Source organism: Mesorhizobium onobrychidis (assembly GCF_024707545.1).
Taxonomy (GTDB): Bacteria; Pseudomonadota; Alphaproteobacteria; order Rhizobiales; family Rhizobiaceae; genus Mesorhizobium; species Mesorhizobium onobrychidis.
In genome coordinates this window covers 5,575,069-5,593,872 of sequence record NZ_CP062229.1, presented here as the reverse complement: position 1 = coordinate 5,593,872, position 18,804 = coordinate 5,575,069, and the positions used below count along the sequence as shown (strand labels likewise).

Sequence of the window (18,804 nt, the reverse complement as noted above, 5' to 3'; positions counted from 1 at the left end):
GGCAGGCAGACTGCCTGAACCAGGACTGGACCGGCCCCGGAGGTTGTTTGATGATCCGCCCGATTAACACCGTCAAGCCGCCGCCGCCGCCCAGGGTCGATCCAAAGGCCAATGCCGAGCAGATTACGCGGCTGCAGGCAGAAGCCACGAAATTGCACAATGAAATCCGGCTCGCCAACAAGATGGGCGAGGCCGACGCGGCCGCGAGCGCCCGCCAGCGGCTGACGCAGGTCAATGCGGATCTGACGACGGCGCAGCCGACTGCCCCGGCGGCGCAGCCAGGACCGGAGCTGCCTGCCGCAGTCACCGCAGCAAACGGCAACGGCGGCACCACCGCCGCGCCTGCGCTTTTCACGACGCAGAATTTCGGCGGTACGCCAAACCTCCTGCTAACCGGTGGTGAGCCCGACGACGGTGGTGTTTCTCCGGAAGTCACCAAGGCGAAGGACATTCTCAAGGAGATCGACGGCGGCAAGAGTATCGACAACATCGCCGACGAGCGGGACATGACTCCCGAGGAGGTGGTGGCGGCTCTGAACGCCGGCGACATGACGGCGACGGCGAATGAACACGCCAACGGCGACACACGCACGGTGGTGATCACCGACGGAAGCGGCCGCACGATCACCGAGAACCAGGATTATCATCACGGCGGCTACTACACCGAAGTGACGGGTCCCGACCGGCAGGCGACCTCCTCGCCGATCCGTGACGATCTCGGCCGCAAGGAAACCACCAGCGTCGACCCGGAGACAGGCGCGATCACGACCAAGTTCGTGGACGATCTCGGCGACGGCGCGGTCACCGAACGCACGTCGAACCCGCAGACCGGCATCACCACCACCACCCACACGGCCGCCGACGGCACCGTCACGGTGGAGAAGGCCCTGCCGAACGGCGCAAAGGTTGAGACGGTAACGCCCAACAACAGCGTCGCTTTGCCGGTAACCACGGTCACGGGGCCGGATGGCGAAGAAGTAATCCTGGCGCAGACGCAGGCAGCGGACGGCTCGGGCGCGCCGTCGATCCAGGATCAGCTTGCCGAAGGCAAGAGCATCGAGGAGATCGCCGAGGAGCGCAATCTCACGCCGGAGCAGGTGATCGCCGAGCTGAACGCGGCCGGCCTCGAGGTGACCCAGGGCGGTGACGAAGGCGAGACCCTCCAGATCGTCGTCACGGATCCGGAGACCGGCAAGACGGTCACCTACAACAACGACTACCAGCATGGTTCGCGCTCGGTGACGACCGTCGAGGGGAATACCGAGACGACCGACATGGTCGACGGCAATGGCAGGACCAGCCACACCGAGCGCAACACTGAGACCGGCGAGCAGACCACCACCATCGTCGACCCCAGGAACAACACCGAAACGACGATCGTCTTCGACAAGGACGGCCGACGCACCGAAACCATCGTCGAGACGCTGAACGACGGCGAGGCGATCGATTACGAGGTCCAGCCCGGTGACAATCTGAGCGACATCGCCGAGGCGCATGGTGTGACGCTGGAGGATCTCGCCGCAAGCAATCCGGAACTGTTCACCTCTCCGCGCGATCCCGACCTTATTCATCCGGGAGAGACCGTGGTGATCGAGGGTGCCACCAAGACCACCGTCAATGTGACGTTTAACGGCTACACGTTGACCACGTCGCCAGACGGCAAGATCACGCTGACCAACGATACGACCGGCGCCGTTACAGATATCGCGGCCGGCACCGCACAACAGGCGCTGGCCGAGCTGCTGCTTTCCATCAATCCGAACAGCAGTGACCCGGAGCAGGCCAAGGAGGATCTGGTCGTCAAGACGACGCTGGACGGCATATTCGGCGGAGCGACGCCAGAGCTGACCACGGAGGCGCTTGAAAAGCAGCAGGCCGTCGTCGCTGCAATGGCACTATATGGTCCGGGACAAGACGCAACCGGCGCGACTCTCGACGGTGGTCCCACGTCGGTTGGTCCCTACGGGAACCCACCATCGCCCACGGCTCCTTCAGGCGGGAAGTGGGTGCCGTTGCTGGTCGACGGGAGCTGGAAATGGTTCGACCCGGAGGTGGCCAAGGCGATCGCAGCCGAGAACGTGGCGATTGCGAACTTCGGTGAGGCAGAAGCAAAGGCTGCGCAGAGCGCGGCACAGCTCGACGTCTATGCGCTGGACCCTGAATTCAAGAACGCCATGGAGGGTGCCGAGTCAACGCTCGACGAGGCGTTGGCGCCTTATGGACTGGATTGGAAGCCGCCCGAGCCGAAGGGCACGCTGGCAGATGCGCAAAACCGGTTGACCCTCGCCAACAACGCGCTTGAAAGCGCCAGCACCGCCCGGGCCGAATACGAGCAGGGCCAGAAGTCACTTCTCGAAGCGATCGACAAACAGGTAGACCTGCCGACGCTCAGCGATCCCAACCAGACGGCTGTCAGCAGCCCGGATGGTCCCAGTGCCGAGGAAACCAACCAACAAGGAAAGGCCGCGCACGCGGAGGTCGCCGAGCTCTTTACAAACGTTTCGCTACACACCGCCAACGGCAACAAGGCCACGATCGACCAAATGATCAGCTCGACCGAGCTGGAGCTGAAGCTTACCGATGCCAAGCCTGGAAGCCCCGAATACGCAGCCATCGAAGAGCGGCTTGAAGGTCTGCAAACGCTCCAGGGGGCCGCGGCCAATCAGGTGACCCTGGCCGAGGCATATCAGGAGTATGGGGTTGCACAGGCAGAGGCGGCGGATCTTGCCGTAACCATGGAGCCTCTCAAGCAGCAACTGCTTGCGCAGGCGCAGGAAAGAAACCCGCACCATTTCGATTGGGAAGGCTATACCAATGGACATGGTGACTTTACCGGCAAGATAAAATCGCAGGACATAGTCGAGGAGAACGGTCAACTCTATGTCGTTACCGTCTATGAGAACTATACTTTCACCGACGAGAATGGGGATGACACGAACGTACATAAATCTGCCCTGACATATGACCTCAACGACGAGGGTATCAGGGAAGATTTCCGCAACGATCCGCTGAACAAGCAGTGGCAGGAGATGCTGGCCTCGACGCAGGACATATCGTCGGCGCCGGTATGCACAGCCAACGGCACGGGATCGCAATCGGCGCTGGACGCGGCCAAGTCGAAGATTGTCGGCGTGCAGGTCGACCAGCTTGATGCCGGGCTGAGAGATGCGAAGACGGGGCTCGTCGACGCGACGACGGCACGCGACCAGGCGATCACCGACTACGGGCCGGGAACCGTAGAGGCGCCCGCTGGCACGCTCAAGCCGGGCGAGACGGCGGTGAAGATCACGGTGAACGGCCGCGACCTGTGGGTCGCGCCGGAAGTTGCCGCGGCCTACGAAGAGCAGGGGCCGGGCGCAATCGGCGACAGCGGCAAGTGGGTCCAGATCGAGATGGACGGCCAGAAGCTGTGGGTGCACCCCGAAGTTGCGGCCGCGGAAATCGATCGAGGCCAGGCGGAGACCGAAAAGAACCAATTGGAGGACTGGGAAGAAAACGTGCGGCCGGCGATGGTGGCTGGGCGCGACTGGTACGCTTTTTCCGCAGGCCACCCCAAGCTTCTCGAATACGGTTCCGCCGAGCATGAGGCGAAACTCAAGTACGAGTATTTTGAAGAACACAAGGACCAGGCGCTGGCTGGATATCAGGTCCAGTTCGAGAACCTCTACGAGGCCGGCTACACCGGCGAATACGAGACATATACGCCGGACCAACTCAGCACTGCCGTTGGTCAGACCCTCGGGCTCGACGCGCCGAGTGAAGACGTCCAAAAGGTCAGCGAAGAAATCACCGACCGCGCCGGCGACGACGCCGAGGTCAAGATCGTGCCGGTTTTCTCCCTTGACGGCGGGAAGGAATCGACGACGGCTTTGTTCGCGATCAAGAGCGGCGGCGACGAAATCGGCTATGTCGACAGCTCGGGCAAATATTACAGCAGCTTTGACGAATTCCAGCACGAGAACCGCATCTTCAGCGAGAAGGGCAATCTGGTCATGGCCAAGGGCGGCGACATGTCGCTCGGCGAGGATGGTTTTTCGCTCGACGAACTGGAAGTGGCCGACGCGCGCAAGGTGGGTTTCTGGGACAAGGCTACCGACATTGGCCTTGGCATCGTCGCCGGTGTCTCCACCATCGTCTCGTTCGTGCCGGGCGGCCAATGGGCGATTCCCATCGCGATCGGCTCCGGATCAATCCTTGGCGGCAAGGCTCTGATCAAAGAGGGTGATCACCTCCTGCAGGGCGGCGACTTCGACAGCCAGTCGGCCTGGAATGTCGCGACCGGCGTAACTGCATTCCTGCCAGTGGGCGCGGGTGCCCTGCGCACATTCGGTTTGGCAAAGACAAGCCTGTCCAGATCCCAGGCTTTCGCGGGCGGCTTCGGGATGACCCGCATGAAGGATGCCAGCTGGGGCATCGGCAGATTCCAGGTGAACGTAGAGGAGGCCTCTTATGCCGGCAAAGTCTCGGAGTTTATGCAAGGCGGCAACAGGCTGACCACGGCTGCGTGGGGCCTCGATGCCAGCGCCGTGGTTACCGGTGCTCCGTTGCTCGGCAAATCGGTGGAAGATCTGGCGGCGCATGGCGGCGAGATGTCCCTGCTCGAGCTCGCGAACGCAGTCGTAGGCATAGGCGTCGGCACTGTCGGCACAGGCTTGGGCGGCCGCTCGCTGTTGTACAACATGCCTGGAACCGGCGGCGCCCGGAATGGAACTCATACCTCGGAGTCGGGGCCGCAACCGCGGGCCGTCTACGAGATGGGCCCTGACGGTGTCTACAGGCCCACCGGCGAGCAGGCCATGCCGGATCCAGATGAGATCATCATCGATGGCGACGCGGTCGGCGAAACGTCCGGCCAGCAGGGGCCGGGTTTCGGTGGCCGGAACGGTTTTGACAACACGGGAGGGGCTAACCGTCCAACCGGTCCACGGGCGCTGCCGGCCGGCGAGTCCGACGGTCCGAACCCGCCGCCACCCACGGGCGGCAAAGGTGATCCATCAGGCGACGGACAATCGTCGCGGCCGATGGTCGTGCATGAGCAAGGCACCGACGGCGTCTATCGCCCGACCGACAAGCTGGTCTTCCACGATCCCAGCCACCCCGTCGTCGAAGGGACGGTTATCAACGTCCACGATGAAGGGCCGAGCGCCCCGGGCGAGCGCGGCGATCCCGAGAATGCCAGCGACCGAGACGCCCAGGGAGCGCGTGAGCAGAATGTGCGCGTCCCCGCCGACGGCGATCCGATTGTGGTTCCGCCGGTCCGCGGCGACGGAACGACGCGCCCGGCCGAGAGCGGCTGGCGGCTCGTCTGGGATCCGGCGACCAAGACGTTCACCGGCATGCCAAGCCCCAATCCCGCGGAATACGTCTACACCAGCGGCAAGGATCCGCAGCAGACGGGCTACCTCGACGGCGCACGCCCTTCCGACCCGGCCGTGCTGGCCACCCCGGACGAGGTCCTGCTCCAGTCCGAAACGGAAACACGCGACGGTTCGAGCCGCGAAACCTCCGAGCGGCAGGGACCTTCCGGAGCGAAGCTGCCCGAAAGCGGGGCGCAAGGCACCCGCCCGTTGATGCGCTACACTCTCGGCAACCGCCATACCGGCGAGATGCTCGTCGATTTCAACCTACCGGAAGGACAGAGGGTTGTCGCCATACCCGAACCCAAGGCGATCACGGCCGCGCCGGAGCCGGTGCCGGCCCCTGTCGAGCTCGACCCTTCCTTGCCGGTGCTTTATCTCGGCGCCGACGGCCGCTGGACAGCCGATCCGAACGCCCGCACCGAGCCACCGGCCGTGACGGACACCGGGCACCCCAGCCGGGCTCGGCCCGACGGCACGCCGATCATCAACAGGTTCTCGTCAAACCCGTACAGCTTCGGCCAGACGTTCAATGCCGTCAAAGCCGGCCTGCGGCGCATCGGCACGCGTTACCTGAATACCGAACCCCGCTATGACTATCCGAAGCTCGGCGAACTGGTCGACAGCATCTATCACCGGCCGGTTCCGCAGGACGGCGTCACCGCCGGACAGGACATCTATGTCGAGGCCGGCGGCGAATATCTGCCGGCCAAGGTCATCGTGGCCGGCCCGCAGGCGAGCATGACCCGCGACATCGTCCTGCCGGGCGAGCATGCCACGGAGGCCGGCTACCTGGGTTCCGGCCTGACCATCGAACGCGCCAAGCGCGGGTCGATAACCACGCCAAACGGCCAACTGAGGGTCAACACCCCGGCACGGGAAGTCCACACGTTCGATCCTGCCGACTATCGGGAAGTCAGCCATCGCTCGGCGCTCGGCGAAACCCTGGCCGCGACCTTGCCGGCGCTTCCCGACGATGCGGCGCCGCCCGCGCCGACGTGGACGCCCGAGCAGGTGGAACTGGTGGGCGACTACCTCCATTCCCTCGAACGTGCCAGCGATCCTGTCGTCCGCGATGCGGTGACCATGACCAGAGTGCAGCTCGGGGGCAGGGGCCTGCCTCAGTCCGGCACCGAAATGACGCAGGCTCAGCATCATGCGCTTGTCGAAATGCTCAACGCCGACCGGAACAGCCCGTTCACCGGCTCCAAGCCGGTCGGCCAACTTTCGATGAACGGCTTGACGACCCTCCAGGTGTTCAGCGCTCAGGGCAAGCTGCGGCATCTGTCGCCAGGAGAAGTGATCGACCAACTCGGCCTGTCGTCCGACACCAGGCTGTCCCGCGGCGAGCAGTTCCTTACCGCCGGGGCGCTGCCAGGAGAAGCCGGCTGGACCGATGCCGGCCGTGGCATCGTCGGCGATTACCTCAAGGCTGCGTCGGGCTCCACCGATCCGAACCTTGCCGCCGCGGCAAATGCCGCCTCGCCGTTCTTCAAGGGGCGCGCCACGAAGCCCGGCAAGGCGGTGACCGCCGCGCAGCAAGATGCGCTCATGCAAGTCCTGCAGGCCGACAGTGGCAGCACGTGGGTCTACGGTCCGAAGCTTCAGCCGGAGTCTTCGTTCAAACCCGCCGGCAAGCTTTCGCCGGAAGGCCGCTACAATGCGAAGGTTCTGTCCGGCCATGACACCTGGACACCGTATCTTTGGCGAGAGATGCGCGGTTACGCCGCCAACCAGCAGAAATCCGCGGACCCCGCGGTCCGGTCGCTCGCGCACGCCTTGGAGAACGCGCTGCCCGCAAGCAAGCCCAAGGCCGGGACCGAAATCAACAGCGAGGTGCCTGTCCTGCTGGAGCGGTTGCTGGATGCCGACAAGGCGAGTTCGTGGCGCGCCCCGACATTCTTCACGGATGCACAAGGCGTCTGGCGGTCCGACCGCGCCACCGTTTCCTGGTTCCTGCAGGAGCACGAAGCCAATGTCTTGGGCGGACCCGTCCTGAACGACATGGCGACCAACGGCGCCTTCCTTGTTGCCGGGTCGATACTCGGCACCGACGCCCGCACAGTCACCCTCGGCGGATCGATGCTTGGCATCGGCATCAAAGTGCCGCTGCCCAGCCGGCAGGTCTATGGAGAACTCAGCCTGAAGAACAACGGTCCGGACGGCACTGGCTTTCTTCTCCCGGTCCACCCCAATGACGCAAAAGGCCATAAACTCTTCGCCAATGGATTCCGGCCGAATTTCGCTTATGACGAGGCGGCGGCTCCCTCCGCCCAGTGGGTCGCATCGGCGCCGATGCTGTCGAAGAATACGTTCCAGAGCGAAAGCGCCACTGGCGTTTCCATATCCATCGCCGGCTTCTCTGTGAGTGGGGCCTACGTCAAACGCACGCTGCTCTATCTCGGCGGCGAGGGCGGTCGGCCGGGGTATACGCACAGGGAGCCTGGCCCGCTCAGCCAACGGGCAGCCTCGTTCTGGGAGGAGGCCGCGAGAGGTGGTGCCAGCCACTACAGCGCCGAAGGCAAGGTGCCTGGTTTCGAGGATCGTGTCCTCTACCGGAACTACAACGTCCTTCCGCCCCTCGGAGGCGGAAAGGAACCCTGGCGCGGCAACCCCGCCTTCGAGGGCGTTCCGCGCGAGACGGGTGCCGGGCCGCTCAACCGCCTGGACCGCACGGACCACGGCGCCGGTCTCGCCGTGAACTTTTGGCAATGGCCGCTAACGACGGCGGAACTCGGCTCGGTGAGGAAGGACTTGGTGCCGCACACGCGCGCCGCCCGAGCGCACCCCGAATCCTCCGAAGGCGCGCAGAAGGTTTTCTCCGCGCTGGAAGCATCGGACGGGCAGCTGACGCCGGAGGTCCTGGATCATCTCGACACCTACCTCGCCGACGTCGCGGCATCGCCGCACGGCGATTTGAAGTTCGCCGGCCAGCGCGTGTCGGATGTGTTCCCGGAACTGGGCACCGCGCCCTACCCGGACCCGTTCGCCACCGCCGGCAGGCGGCCCGACGGCATGAGCGGACCTGCCTGGAAGGCCTTGCGCCAGCAGCTCAATCAGCAGGCCCGCATCGAATTGACCGACACGCAGGCCCATTACCTCAACCAATTGCTCAAGCAGGATGTCTTGCACAACGCGCCGCCGCCGAACGCCTTGCCGCCAGTTGGCGATGGCCCGGTTGGTCCGAGGAGTCCGGCGCCGCGACGGGAACAGGGTCCGGCGGCTGAAGGGTCGTGGGGACCGTCGACGGCAAAACCGCTGACGCAAGCTGAAATTGCGGCCAACCGCCAGGAAGCATCGAGCATGCTGGACGATATGATCCAGCAGGATCTTGGCATGCCCGAGATGACCGAGATGAGGGCCGATCTTGCCGATCAGGTCAGCCGGTCGCCCGAGATGATGGAACTCTTGCGCAATGCCCACGCGAAAGGCGTGCGCATCGTCAACCCGGCGCGGCGAGATCTGCGGATTTTCGATCCGAGCTTGGAACAGGATCTGACTGCAACCGGATCAGGGTTGGACCGACCGCTCCGCGTGATTTCCATGGATGCCGATATGTTCCGCACGCCGGACGCGGACAATGACGCGGTCGTCGCCGGATTCGTCGACGCGCTTAGCCATGAACTGTCGCATGTGACCGACGCCCCGATCGACGTGCTGCCCCAGGATTTCGCGACCCGCCAAGCCCATAGGGACGCAAACGTAGACGCCCGCTTGAAGTCGGAGGGCGAAGCGGCGCTGGTTCAATACATCGTAGCCGATGAGCTTGCTGCCAACGGCGGCAAGCCGAATCTCGCGCTGCGAGCCGACCAGGCGCAGGCCGATATCTATGACCGCTTCACCGCCGGCGAGATCGACCGCACCCAGGCTGTCCACGAGATGGCGGCGCTCTACAGGAGCATGGAGCCGAGCATTGCGGACGGCGGCACCTACGCAGACTACTACGGACATTTCGCGGACGAGGCATATCAGGCAGCGAATGTCGCGCCGGGCCACGAAGGCGATGTTGCGTCCAACGCATCGCATGTCGTGGGTGAACCGCGCGCTGCCGCACCGGCGAACAAGGGCCAACCCGCTCCGAACAATGGACCGCTCACCCGAGATGGCGTCAGAGCGACCCCGCTTGACCAGGTGCCAGATCTCGTCATGGGCGATTTCCAGCCGAACCAGATTCCATGGCTTAAGCGCGAGCAGGTGGCCGAGCTGACGGAACAGCAGTTCCGCGACATGGATCAGGCCGGCTTGCTGCCCTCTCTGACCAAGAGCCAACTGCGCGGTATCCCGAAGGCAAAGATAGGCCAGGTCAACATCGCGGGCCTCGACGGGAAACAGATTCCTTGGCTGACCGAGGGCCACATCCGGAATGTGACCGACCAGCAGTTCCAGGATCTCGGCAAAACCGGTTTGACGCCTCACCTGACGAAACCACAGTTGCAGGCGATAAAAGGAGACATGGTCGAGCTCGTTAACGTGTCGAAGTTGGAAGCGCGCCAGGTTCCATGGTTCAAGCCCGGCCAGGTCGCGAAGTTCACGTCACAGCAATTCAAGGATCTGGGCGAGGCCGGATTGTTGAAGAACCTCACCGAGCGCCAGGTTCCGGCGATCCCCGAAACCATGATCGATTCCGTGGACGTGGCGAAGCTCGATCCCAAGCAGGTGCCGTGGCTGACCGAGAAGCAGATTCCGGTGCTGACCCACGATCAATGGGGTGCCTTCACGATCCACCACACTGAAGCCCTGACCCAGCCGCAGATCGAAGCGGTGACACCAAAACAGTTCGGGGAAATGAGCCCCGGCCAGTTCCGCAAGTTCACGCTCGAGCAGTTCGAGTGGATGAGCGTGGACCAGACCAATGCGCTCTCGGTGCTGCAGCTGACGACCTATCGGGCGACCCATAAAAAGGCGATGACGCCGGATCAGCGGACGCTTGTGGAAGGCGCGCTGGTTTATTCGCGGACCAATGAATATCAGGCTGCGCTGGACACCTTCGGCACCATGGCGGGCACGTCCTACATGCTGTGGAGCTCGCTGCCGCCAACCTGGACCGCCACCGCCGGAGCGGTGGCATTTGGCGTGCGAGGCGTCGTTTTCGGTGCGCAGGCGCTCTTCCCCAACGCAACCGCAAGTCACAAGCCGTTCGGGCGGTTCCTCAACGCGCTCGGCGGAGCCACATTCATTGCCGCAGCGCCAGGCGCCGCGGCCGGGATGATCCAGGGTAAGGATCTTGTCGTCAACAGCACGTTCACGGTCGGCAACATCGTCTATGGCACGAAGTCGATGCTGCAGTCGTTCACCGGCAGGCCGGTGATCCGAAACCTGGCCGAATATCTGGCTGGACCCGGCTATGTGCTTGGCTGCGCCTTCTATACGGTGCAGTCCTGGCCGGCGCCGATCGCCACAGTCGCCGGCACGATGTTCACGTTCGGCTGCGCGGAATTCTGGGCATCCGCCTACAGGACGGACCAAATGAATCGCCGTTCAGTGCCGCGAACCGATGCTGATATCGCGGCGGCGGAAAAGTCCGACAAAAAATGGGCCGCATGGGATCGGTGGACTCTTGGCATCACCTTCGGCGTTGGAATGCTTCTCTTCTCGCTGGACGCCCTGCTCGCGGAGCCTTGGGAAGGCGCGAAGCCGACCCCTCCACCCGATCCGAAAAAACCGGATGGCGATGCCTCGTCCCAGCAACCCGATGATCCTTCGGATGATCCAGATGAGCCGCAGATCCCGGAGGAGGATTTCCCGCAACTTGTCGTGGTCGCCGATGACGGCCTGAATTTGCGGACCAAGCCTGACGAGGAGTCGACTGTCGTGACGGTTCTGCAACCCGGGACATTCGTCGAGCAGACCGCGAAGCCTTCGACCGATCAGTCAGGGGAGGCCTGGATACCCGTCGAAGGTTTCGGGCCGGACGGCAATTTGCATAGCGGCTGGGTTTCTGGCGACCATGTCGAGGTTCATCCCGACGGCAGCAGCAATCCTGAGGGCCGCACGAATCCAACGCTAGAGAAAGACGGCTACCAGTGGGTCGAGGTCCAGAATGGCGATAGCATTCGCCTGATCGCCAAGACCCATTCTGCGGATGTGGCGGAGACGGTGGTGCTCAATATGGATCATATTCTGAGCCCGGATCTGATTTTCTCGGGCGACCGCATCTACCTGCCGGCCACCTTGGTCGGCTGAGAAACCGCGGGCCTAAGCTTATCGGTCCTCGCAGCATATGCGTGCGCAACGCAGGCGGCCAGTTTTGCCGCCCGCTGCGCTATCGGATTGGATGGTTCGGAAGAGTAGGACGCGGTAAACTGCAGGTCGGACGGGTGCCACTCGCATTCGACGACGCGCAGTTTGCCGCTTGCGATATAGTCTTGGACGACTCCCTCAGGCAGGGAGGCTATTCCGATTCCGTTGAGCGTCATCTTGATGGAAGCGGCCAGCGAATTGGCCGGAAAGATGCGCGGCGTTTCTTCGAATTCGCCGGTGAGCTTGCGGTAGAGTTCGCTATAGGGTCGCGTGGTGCGCGCATAGCTGATGATAGGAAACTGCATCAGGTCGTTCAGCGTCACCTTGCGTCGGTTGGGCAATTCCAACTGCGGCGAGCAGACCCAGACAAGAGGAAAGGACGGCATATCGATATTCTCGATGCTGTACTCCAGGACAGGGCCCATCAGCACCGCAAGATCGAGCCGGTGTGACATGAGTTCGTTGCGAAGGGTCGTCGTTGCATCGACGACGATATCGGTCTCGACAAGCGGATAGGTTGCTTTCAGTGCCTTGAGGAAATCCGGCAGCCAAGTGTGCACGATCGTTTCGGCAACCCCAAGCCTCAGCACCCTCGTCGTCTCTGAAGTCTCTGAAAGAGAGCTGGCCATCAGTTGCAGCCGCTCCGCTACCCGCAGAACCCGTTGGGCAGGTGGTAGCAGCCGTTGTCCCTCGGCGGTCAGCCTGACCGTGCTGCTCTGCCGCTCGAACAGCTTGGCACCAAGCGCTTCCTCCAACCCGGCAATTCGGGTGGACACCGCCGGCTGCGTGGTGTTCAGGCGTTCCGCCGCCTTTCGAAAGCTTCCAAAGGTGGCCACCAGGAGAAAGGTTTCGAGCTGCTTGATGTTGAAAGGTATCACGACGGCAGGTCACTCATTTGCGGGCTTTCGGGGAGGGGGCGTCGACCATCAATGCCGTACAATGATCTGGGCACCGATCTTCACTCGGTCATAAAGATCGATAACATCCTCGTTGGTCATGCGAATGCAACCGGAGGAGTTGGCCTGTCCGACGGTCCATGGCTGGTTGGTGCCGTGGACGCGATAAAGCGTGTTGCCGATATACAATGCGCGCGCCCCCAATGGATTGTTCGGTCCTCCCTCGACATGAGCGGGCAGGAAGCGGCCTTTTGATGCTTCTCTGGATCGCATTTCGGCCGGCGGCCGCCAATCTGGCCAGTTCTTTTTGCTCGAAATCGTGTCGCGGCCGGACCACTCCAATCCCTCCTTTCCAACGCCTACCGCGTATCGCAGCGCCCTGCCGCCCCCCAAGATGTAGTAAAGCCGCCGCTCCGTGGTGTTGATGACGATCGATCCCTTCGGTTGAGCCTCGCTGAAATGCACGATCTCCCTAGGAATTGCTGACCACTCGGGCCGGATTTCTTCGTCCGAAGTCTGGTCGGGAGCGGAAGGGGAGACCAGCACATTTTTTGCCGGATCATAAGTCCAGCTTCGTGGGTCATAACCGCTATTCGATTGGGCCTGCGCCGGCGCCATGGCGGCAATCGACGTGGCAGCTATCAGAACTGATGCACACAATCTCCGGATAAGGCGCGGGCTGAGCAGGACTTTGCGTCCCGCATCGCTGACGGGAACAGGCAAGTTCGCATGCCGGATCAAGATTGCCGCCACCAAGAACGATCCTTCTGCATCCAGGCGTTCAGCCGGCGATCACCTGATTCCAGCACGCACCATATCGCTTTGCTGGCGGTTCGCAACATTTGGCACCAAATGCTCATGCGCAATCCAATTGGACTTCCAATTCTGAGATGTGCACGATAGAGTGAATCGGCGGGTGAACCATGAAACAAGCGACGCGGGCCATCGCTCGTGCGTCCCTTTGCGATAGGACCGATGTTGACGGGACGCGATACCTGCCATGCGGATCGGTGCTCGGGAGCCATGGCTGCTTTCGTCGCCTGCGGTCTTGCGACTATCCTGACGTTCGGTCTTGCCTCGTCGCGGGCCAACGCCGCCGAACCGCGGTGGCCTGCCGGCCCGTACAAATACATCACCGTCGATCAGTCGGTGGCCGAGGCGCTGGTCGAGCTAGGCCGCAACATGCAGGCGCCCATGCGTGTCAGCAAACTCGTAAAGGGCCGTTTAAGCGCCGGCATGCCGGTTGGAACGGCCCGCGAGTTTCTGCAAGAGATCTGCAATCGATACGGGTTGGTCTGGCATTTCGACGGCATCGTCATGAACGTCGCGACCGAAGCTGAAGTCCGGACGGAAATGATCCCGCTTGATGCCAATACCGCTGCCAGTGCGGAAGATCGGCTTTCGCGACTGGGGGTCATCGATCCGAGGTTTCCGACAAAGGTTTCCAAGCAAGACGATGTTGTCTCGGTATCGGGGCCACCATCCTATGTTGAACTTGTCAGGAAAACACTGGGAGTTCCTGCGGCGCCGAGCACCAAGCCGGATCCTGGCAAAGTCGTTCCGGTCCGCGTTTTCCGCGGAAGGCAGGCGGAGGCGCAGAATGTCCCCTCCGGCAAATCGAACTAAGCAAGCAGGAGGGCAGGTTCATGCAAATCGCGCCGATTGGAGCCCTGGAAGCTACACTGGCAAACTTGACCACCAGCATAGCTTCGCAGCAGCAGATCACCACCGGTACGGCAGCGCAGCCGGGTAATCGGATGGTGGGTGCTAATCAGGAAAAACATGATGCCACGAAGGTTACTATGCCTGAGCGCGGTGATGTCGCCACACGGGCAGGCCAGCAGGTGGCGCAGGCATCTTCGGGAGCCAATCCGGCAATGGCCGGACAATCCTCCAAACTGGAAAGGACCGAACCGGTCGCCGAACACAAACTCTTCGACTATCTGGCCGAGGTGGAAAAGGCAGGGGGCGGGGCGTTTACGGATCCGTCGGCATTGTTCGGTTCTGCGGTTCAGTCGCTGGAAGGAACCATGCAGCAGGTCCAGAAGGCCCTCGGCCAGGCAAATGCCCCAGTGAATGCTGAAACGGCCGCCATGCAGGATGGCGCCGGCAAGACCGCCCCGTCAGCCAAGGAAGGCGCAAACGCCACCGCAAAAAATGCCGAGCAACTCCTCGAACGATCCATTTCGGTGATGTGGGCAGCCGCCAATCTCGAGGTGGTCACGAGCAGCGTGACGGCCGTTACGTCGTCCACCAGCACGCTTATCAAGCAACAGTAAGCGCTACGGAGTGTTCGTGCACACACTATCCTCGCCGCGGCGGTCAACACTATTGAATCGATGCGGCGCCCGGTGCCGCGTCGCGCTCGTTGTGGTGGGCATGCTTGTGCTCCAGGCGTGCTCGGTTGAGCTGTATTCCAACCTCAACCAGCGGCAGGCCAACGAGATCGTGGCCACGCTGATGCGTCACGGGATTGCGGCCCAACGCGAGGCCGGCAAGGACGGCAAAATGACGGTTTCCGTGCAGAAGGACCGTTTCGCCGAAGCCATGGCGATTCTCGACGAAAGCGGATTGCCCAAACAGGAATTCCAGACGCTCGGCGACGTGTTCAAGCGAGACGGGCTTGTATCCTCGCCGGTCGAAGAGCGGGCGACGATGATCTATGGCCTGAGCCAGGAACTGTCGCAGACGATTTCGGACATCGACGGCGTGCTTTCCGCGCGCGTTCATCTCGTCCTGCCCGAAAATGATCCGCTGAGACAGCGGCTGGTGCCATCGTCCGCCTCCGTCTTCATCCGGCACCGCGCATCCGTTCCGATGAATGAGCTGATCCCGCAGGTCAAGATGCTGGTGGCCAAAGGCATCGCCGGGCTGACCTATGACAATGTATCCGTCACGCTCATTCCGGTGACCGCAGCAGTGCCCGAGCTCGCAACCGGCGAGGCAGGTTTCACAACATTCCTCGGCCTCTGGCTGCATCCGGACAGCCTCGTCGCCGCGATGTGGCTGTTTTACGGCATGACGGCGGCCATACTCGCGCTGGCTGCCCGGCTGGCCTACGTCCGGTGGTATCGACGACCCGGTGTCTATGCGCTCGACGCTTCGGCAATGCCTGTGAAGAAGACATGATCCAGACCGGCCCGAAGCAAACCGCCAGCTCGGAATGGCGGACATTCATGTCCAATCCTGCAGGCTATGCGGATGCGGCCCGGCTGGCGCAATGCTTTGACGGCACGATCGGCGAGGCTGCCTGCGAGCGTATGTTGCGGTCGCAACGCCTGCATGAGCGATTGTCGGAGCTTCTGCTCGACCATTATGGACTCACTGCCGCAGTTTCCGACGAGCCTGCCGACGAGGTGGACCGTGCGATTGCCTTGTCGTCGGGTGAGGAGTTGGAGGAACTTTCGCTTCGCTCGGGCGCGATCTACTGGGCCAGCAGTCTGGCCGCCGTCATTGATGGACGCGAGGCGGCCGCGTTGCAGGCCGCACTTGGCGCGGATCTCTGCGCTATCGCAGTGGCCAACCGCGATCTGACCGGCCCAATGCAGCCGTTGAAGCCGATGGAAGATATTCATCCTCGTGTCTATGCCGACGGCTTGAGTTGCCTTGGCGCCTGGTGTCGGTCGATGCCCGGCGAAACGAGCATGCGCGTTCGCCTCAAACTGATGCCGCATGAGCTTGTTGATCAGACGACGGCCAAACCATTTTCCGAAGCTGGTCCGGCGATTGTTCGACGGGCGATGGGTTAGACGAGATGGTCGAACCAGGCAAAGCGATCACTGGCGTGCCGAGGCGTCCTAACGGCCGCATCCTGCGCGCTGCTGAGGCACGCGCCTGGCAAGATGGGCACACCTTTCTCGACGAAGCCAGGCGTGATGCGCAGCAGTTGCGTGACGCCGCTCGGCGGGCCTATGCGGCCGAATATGCGCAAGGCTATGAAGACGGCAAGGCGCGAGGCGACGCGGATGCCGCGCGTTTGGTGAGCGAGACCGCGGTCAAGGTCGATCGTTATCTTGGTGGGCTGGAAGCCGAAATCATCAGTCTAGCCCTAGATGTCGTCAGGCGAGTGCTGGGAGAATTCGACGTCAGCATGCTGGTCGCCAAGGCGGCCGCGCAGGCCGTCGCTGAAATTCGCCGCGCCAAATATCTGAAGGTCCGACTTCATCCCGCTTCCGTTAACAGGGTTCGCGACGAACTGTATGCGGTCCTGCGCGAGAGTGACTTGGGCATGACCGTCGAGATCGACGCGGATGATACGCTCGCCACGGACGCCTGCATCCTCTCGACCGATTTTGCCGTCATTGACGCCAGTATCGACGCACAGCTCAATGCCTTTGCCGCTGCGATTTCATCAAAGGCCGAGGCGCCGGCATGACAAGTCCCGCCACCAAGATCGAGAGCCGCCTCGCATCGATCGTTCCGAACCTGCGTTCCGGCCTGCGTGACGATGCCAGCCGACCCAGGAAAGGGCGTGTACGGCGAGTGACCGGCACGGTCATTCACGCGACGGTGGAGGAGGTTCGGATCGGCGAGATATGCGAACTCGTCGATCCCAGGACCGGCACGGCGACCAAGGCGGAAGTCGTTGGGCTCATGGACGAGATGGCAATCCTTGTTCCGCTTGGCGATCTCACCGGTCTTTCAAGCCTTACGGAGGTTATTGCGACCGGAAAAACCCAAACGGTGTCCGTCGGGCCCGGCCTGCTTGGTCGGGTGATCAGCGCGTTCGGCGAGCCATTGGATGGCAAGCCGCTTTCGCCGGATGACATTACCGGCAGCTATCCGGTCAATGCCTATCCGCCATCTCCGCTGGAGCGCAGTTTGATTTCCGAGCCTATCCAGCTCGGAATCCGCGCCCTCGATGGGCTTCTCACCTGCGCGCGTGGGCAGCGCGTAGGTATCTTCGGCGAGCCTGGCGTCGGCAAGTCGATCCTGCTTTCGGATATCGTCAGCGGCACCGACGCAGATGTTGCTGTGGTTGCTCTTGTCGGCGAACGCGGACGTGAAGTGCGCGAATTCATCGAGCATCAGCTCGGGCCGGAAGGGCTGGCGCGGGCAATCATCGTCGTCGCGACGTCCGACCGGCCGGCGATCGAGCGCGTCAAGGCCGCTTATGTGGCAACCAGCATTGCCGAATATTTTCGCGACCAGGGCAAGCATGTGTTGCTGGCAATGGACAACATCACGCGGTTTGCCCGTGCGCAGCGCGAGATTGGCCTCGCTTCAGGCGAGCCGCCGACGCGTCGCGGTTTTCCGTCTTCGCTTTTTGCAGTTCTGCCCCGATTGCTCGAGCGCTCAGGGCCTGGCCGCGTCGGCTCCATTACAAGCCTCTACAGCGTTCTTCTGGAGGGCGATGGCACGCTGGATCCGGTTGCCGAAGAAATCCAAGCGCTTCTCGATGGCCACGTCTTTCTGTCGAACGAACTTGCACAGCGCAATCATTTCCCGGCCATCGACGTGCTGCGCAGCCGCAGCCGCCTCATGGACACGGTGGTGCCGGCTGAGCATCGGTCGGACGCCGGCCGCTTACGGGAGTTGCTCGCCCGCTACGCCGACGTCGAATTGCTGCTGCGCGTCGGTGAATACGAAAAGGGCAGCGACGCGGTGGCGGACGAGGCGGTGGCGAAAATCGACATCATCAACGCCTTCCTGCGACAGCCGTCCGCCACCCACGAGACAATCGAGCAGACACGTGAACGCATGCGGGGGATCGTCAATGAAAGATCGTGACATGATCGCGCGATTGCGCGACCTCAGACGCCGCGGTGAAAGGCGCGCAAACGAAGCGGTCATAAGGAGATACGCCGCTGCGCAGCGGGCCGTCGGGGAGGTTCGGGAGGCAGCCGCCGCGGTCAGGGAACACCTCCAGCGCACAGCCGACGCCGAGGATGCGGCGTTCGGTTCGCTTGTTGGACAACCGGTGAAGGCTGCCAGCCTTTATAGGCTTCAGGGACAGTTCGAGATCGCCGCCCGGCAAACCGAGCAGCTTCGGGAAAACGAGAAGCTGGCCGGCGTCACCGAACAACGACGCAAAGCCGAGTTATCGGCAGCCCGCAATGATCATCGCGCGAGCATGAAGGCCGTGACGAAGCTGGACGGGCTGTTGGAGCATCTGACCAAGCGCACTGCGCGTCGTCGCCTCGCGCTGGCCGAGCTTTCCGAGGAAGATGAGCGCTGTCCGCTGCGCTTGCCTACAGAGCGATAGTCCAATCCGTGATCGTGAATATGGAAGTGTGATGCCTCAGGCCCTGGCGTCGGCAAAAAAGAAAGCGCGCGCAGAGCCGGTGAGACGCACACGCTCGAGCGTTGGC

10 protein-coding genes are annotated in these 18,804 nt (G+C 62.7%); 8 read left to right on the top strand and 2 right to left on the bottom strand.

The window, feature by feature from the left end; translation table 11 throughout:
* The first annotated feature begins 50 nt into the window (after positions 1-50).
* The gene (locus tag IHQ72_RS27730; protein WP_258118562.1) at positions 51-11,540 is read left to right on the top strand and encodes a LysM peptidoglycan-binding domain-containing protein; all 11,490 of its coding nucleotides are present in this window, start codon (positions 51-53) and stop codon (positions 11,538-11,540) included.
* On the opposite strand, the gene IHQ72_RS27725 is transcribed toward IHQ72_RS27730, so the two are convergent.
* Together IHQ72_RS27725 and IHQ72_RS27720 are read right to left on the bottom strand one after the other, a co-directional pair.
* The gene (locus IHQ72_RS27725) at positions 11,513-12,475 is read right to left on the bottom strand and encodes a LysR family transcriptional regulator (RefSeq protein ID WP_258118560.1); all 963 of its coding nucleotides are present in this window, start codon (positions 12,473-12,475) and stop codon (positions 11,513-11,515) included. The genes IHQ72_RS27730 and IHQ72_RS27725 overlap by 28 nt on opposite strands.
* A gap of 48 nt (positions 12,476-12,523) precedes the next feature.
* Positions 12,524-13,246: a L,D-transpeptidase gene (locus IHQ72_RS27720; RefSeq protein ID WP_374120413.1), complete on the bottom strand. Its 723-nt coding sequence runs from the start codon at positions 13,244-13,246 to the stop codon at positions 12,524-12,526.
* 396 nt (positions 13,247-13,642) lie between these two features.
* Between IHQ72_RS27720 and IHQ72_RS27715 the strand changes: the two genes are divergently transcribed.
* The 7 genes from IHQ72_RS27715 to IHQ72_RS27685 all read left to right on the top strand — a co-directional run bounded on the left by IHQ72_RS27715 (position 13,643) and on the right by IHQ72_RS27685 (position 18,698).
* Complete coding sequence (locus IHQ72_RS27715; RefSeq protein ID WP_258118558.1) at positions 13,643-14,119, top strand: type III secretion protein; 477 nt, start codon at positions 13,643-13,645, stop codon at positions 14,117-14,119.
* Between the two features lie 20 nt (positions 14,120-14,139).
* Positions 14,140-14,772 (top strand): hypothetical protein, encoded by a 633-nt coding sequence (locus IHQ72_RS27710; RefSeq protein ID WP_258118557.1) that lies wholly within the window; start codon positions 14,140-14,142, stop codon positions 14,770-14,772.
* A gap of 100 nt (positions 14,773-14,872) precedes the next feature.
* A complete protein-coding gene (gene sctJ, locus IHQ72_RS27705) occupies positions 14,873-15,622 on the top strand; it encodes a type III secretion system inner membrane ring lipoprotein SctJ (protein WP_258118555.1) in 750 nt (249 codons plus the stop codon).
* A 47-nt stretch (positions 15,623-15,669) separates the two neighbouring features.
* Positions 15,670-16,242, top strand: coding sequence for a SctK family type III secretion system sorting platform protein (locus IHQ72_RS27700; RefSeq protein ID WP_258118553.1), 573 nt, complete (start codon positions 15,670-15,672; stop codon positions 16,240-16,242).
* A 5-nt stretch (positions 16,243-16,247) separates the two neighbouring features.
* Positions 16,248-16,868 (top strand): type III secretion system stator protein SctL, encoded by a 621-nt coding sequence (gene sctL / locus IHQ72_RS27695; protein ID WP_258118551.1) that lies wholly within the window; start codon positions 16,248-16,250, stop codon positions 16,866-16,868.
* On the top strand, positions 16,865-18,223 hold the full coding sequence (locus IHQ72_RS27690) for a FliI/YscN family ATPase (protein ID WP_258118550.1): 1,359 nt from the start codon (positions 16,865-16,867) through the stop codon (positions 18,221-18,223). The genes sctL and IHQ72_RS27690 overlap by 4 nt, the downstream gene beginning before the upstream one ends.
* The gene (locus IHQ72_RS27685; protein ID WP_258118549.1) at positions 18,210-18,698 is read left to right on the top strand and encodes a hypothetical protein; all 489 of its coding nucleotides are present in this window, start codon (positions 18,210-18,212) and stop codon (positions 18,696-18,698) included. The genes IHQ72_RS27690 and IHQ72_RS27685 overlap by 14 nt, the downstream gene beginning before the upstream one ends.
* Positions 18,699-18,804: the final 106 nt, after the last annotated feature.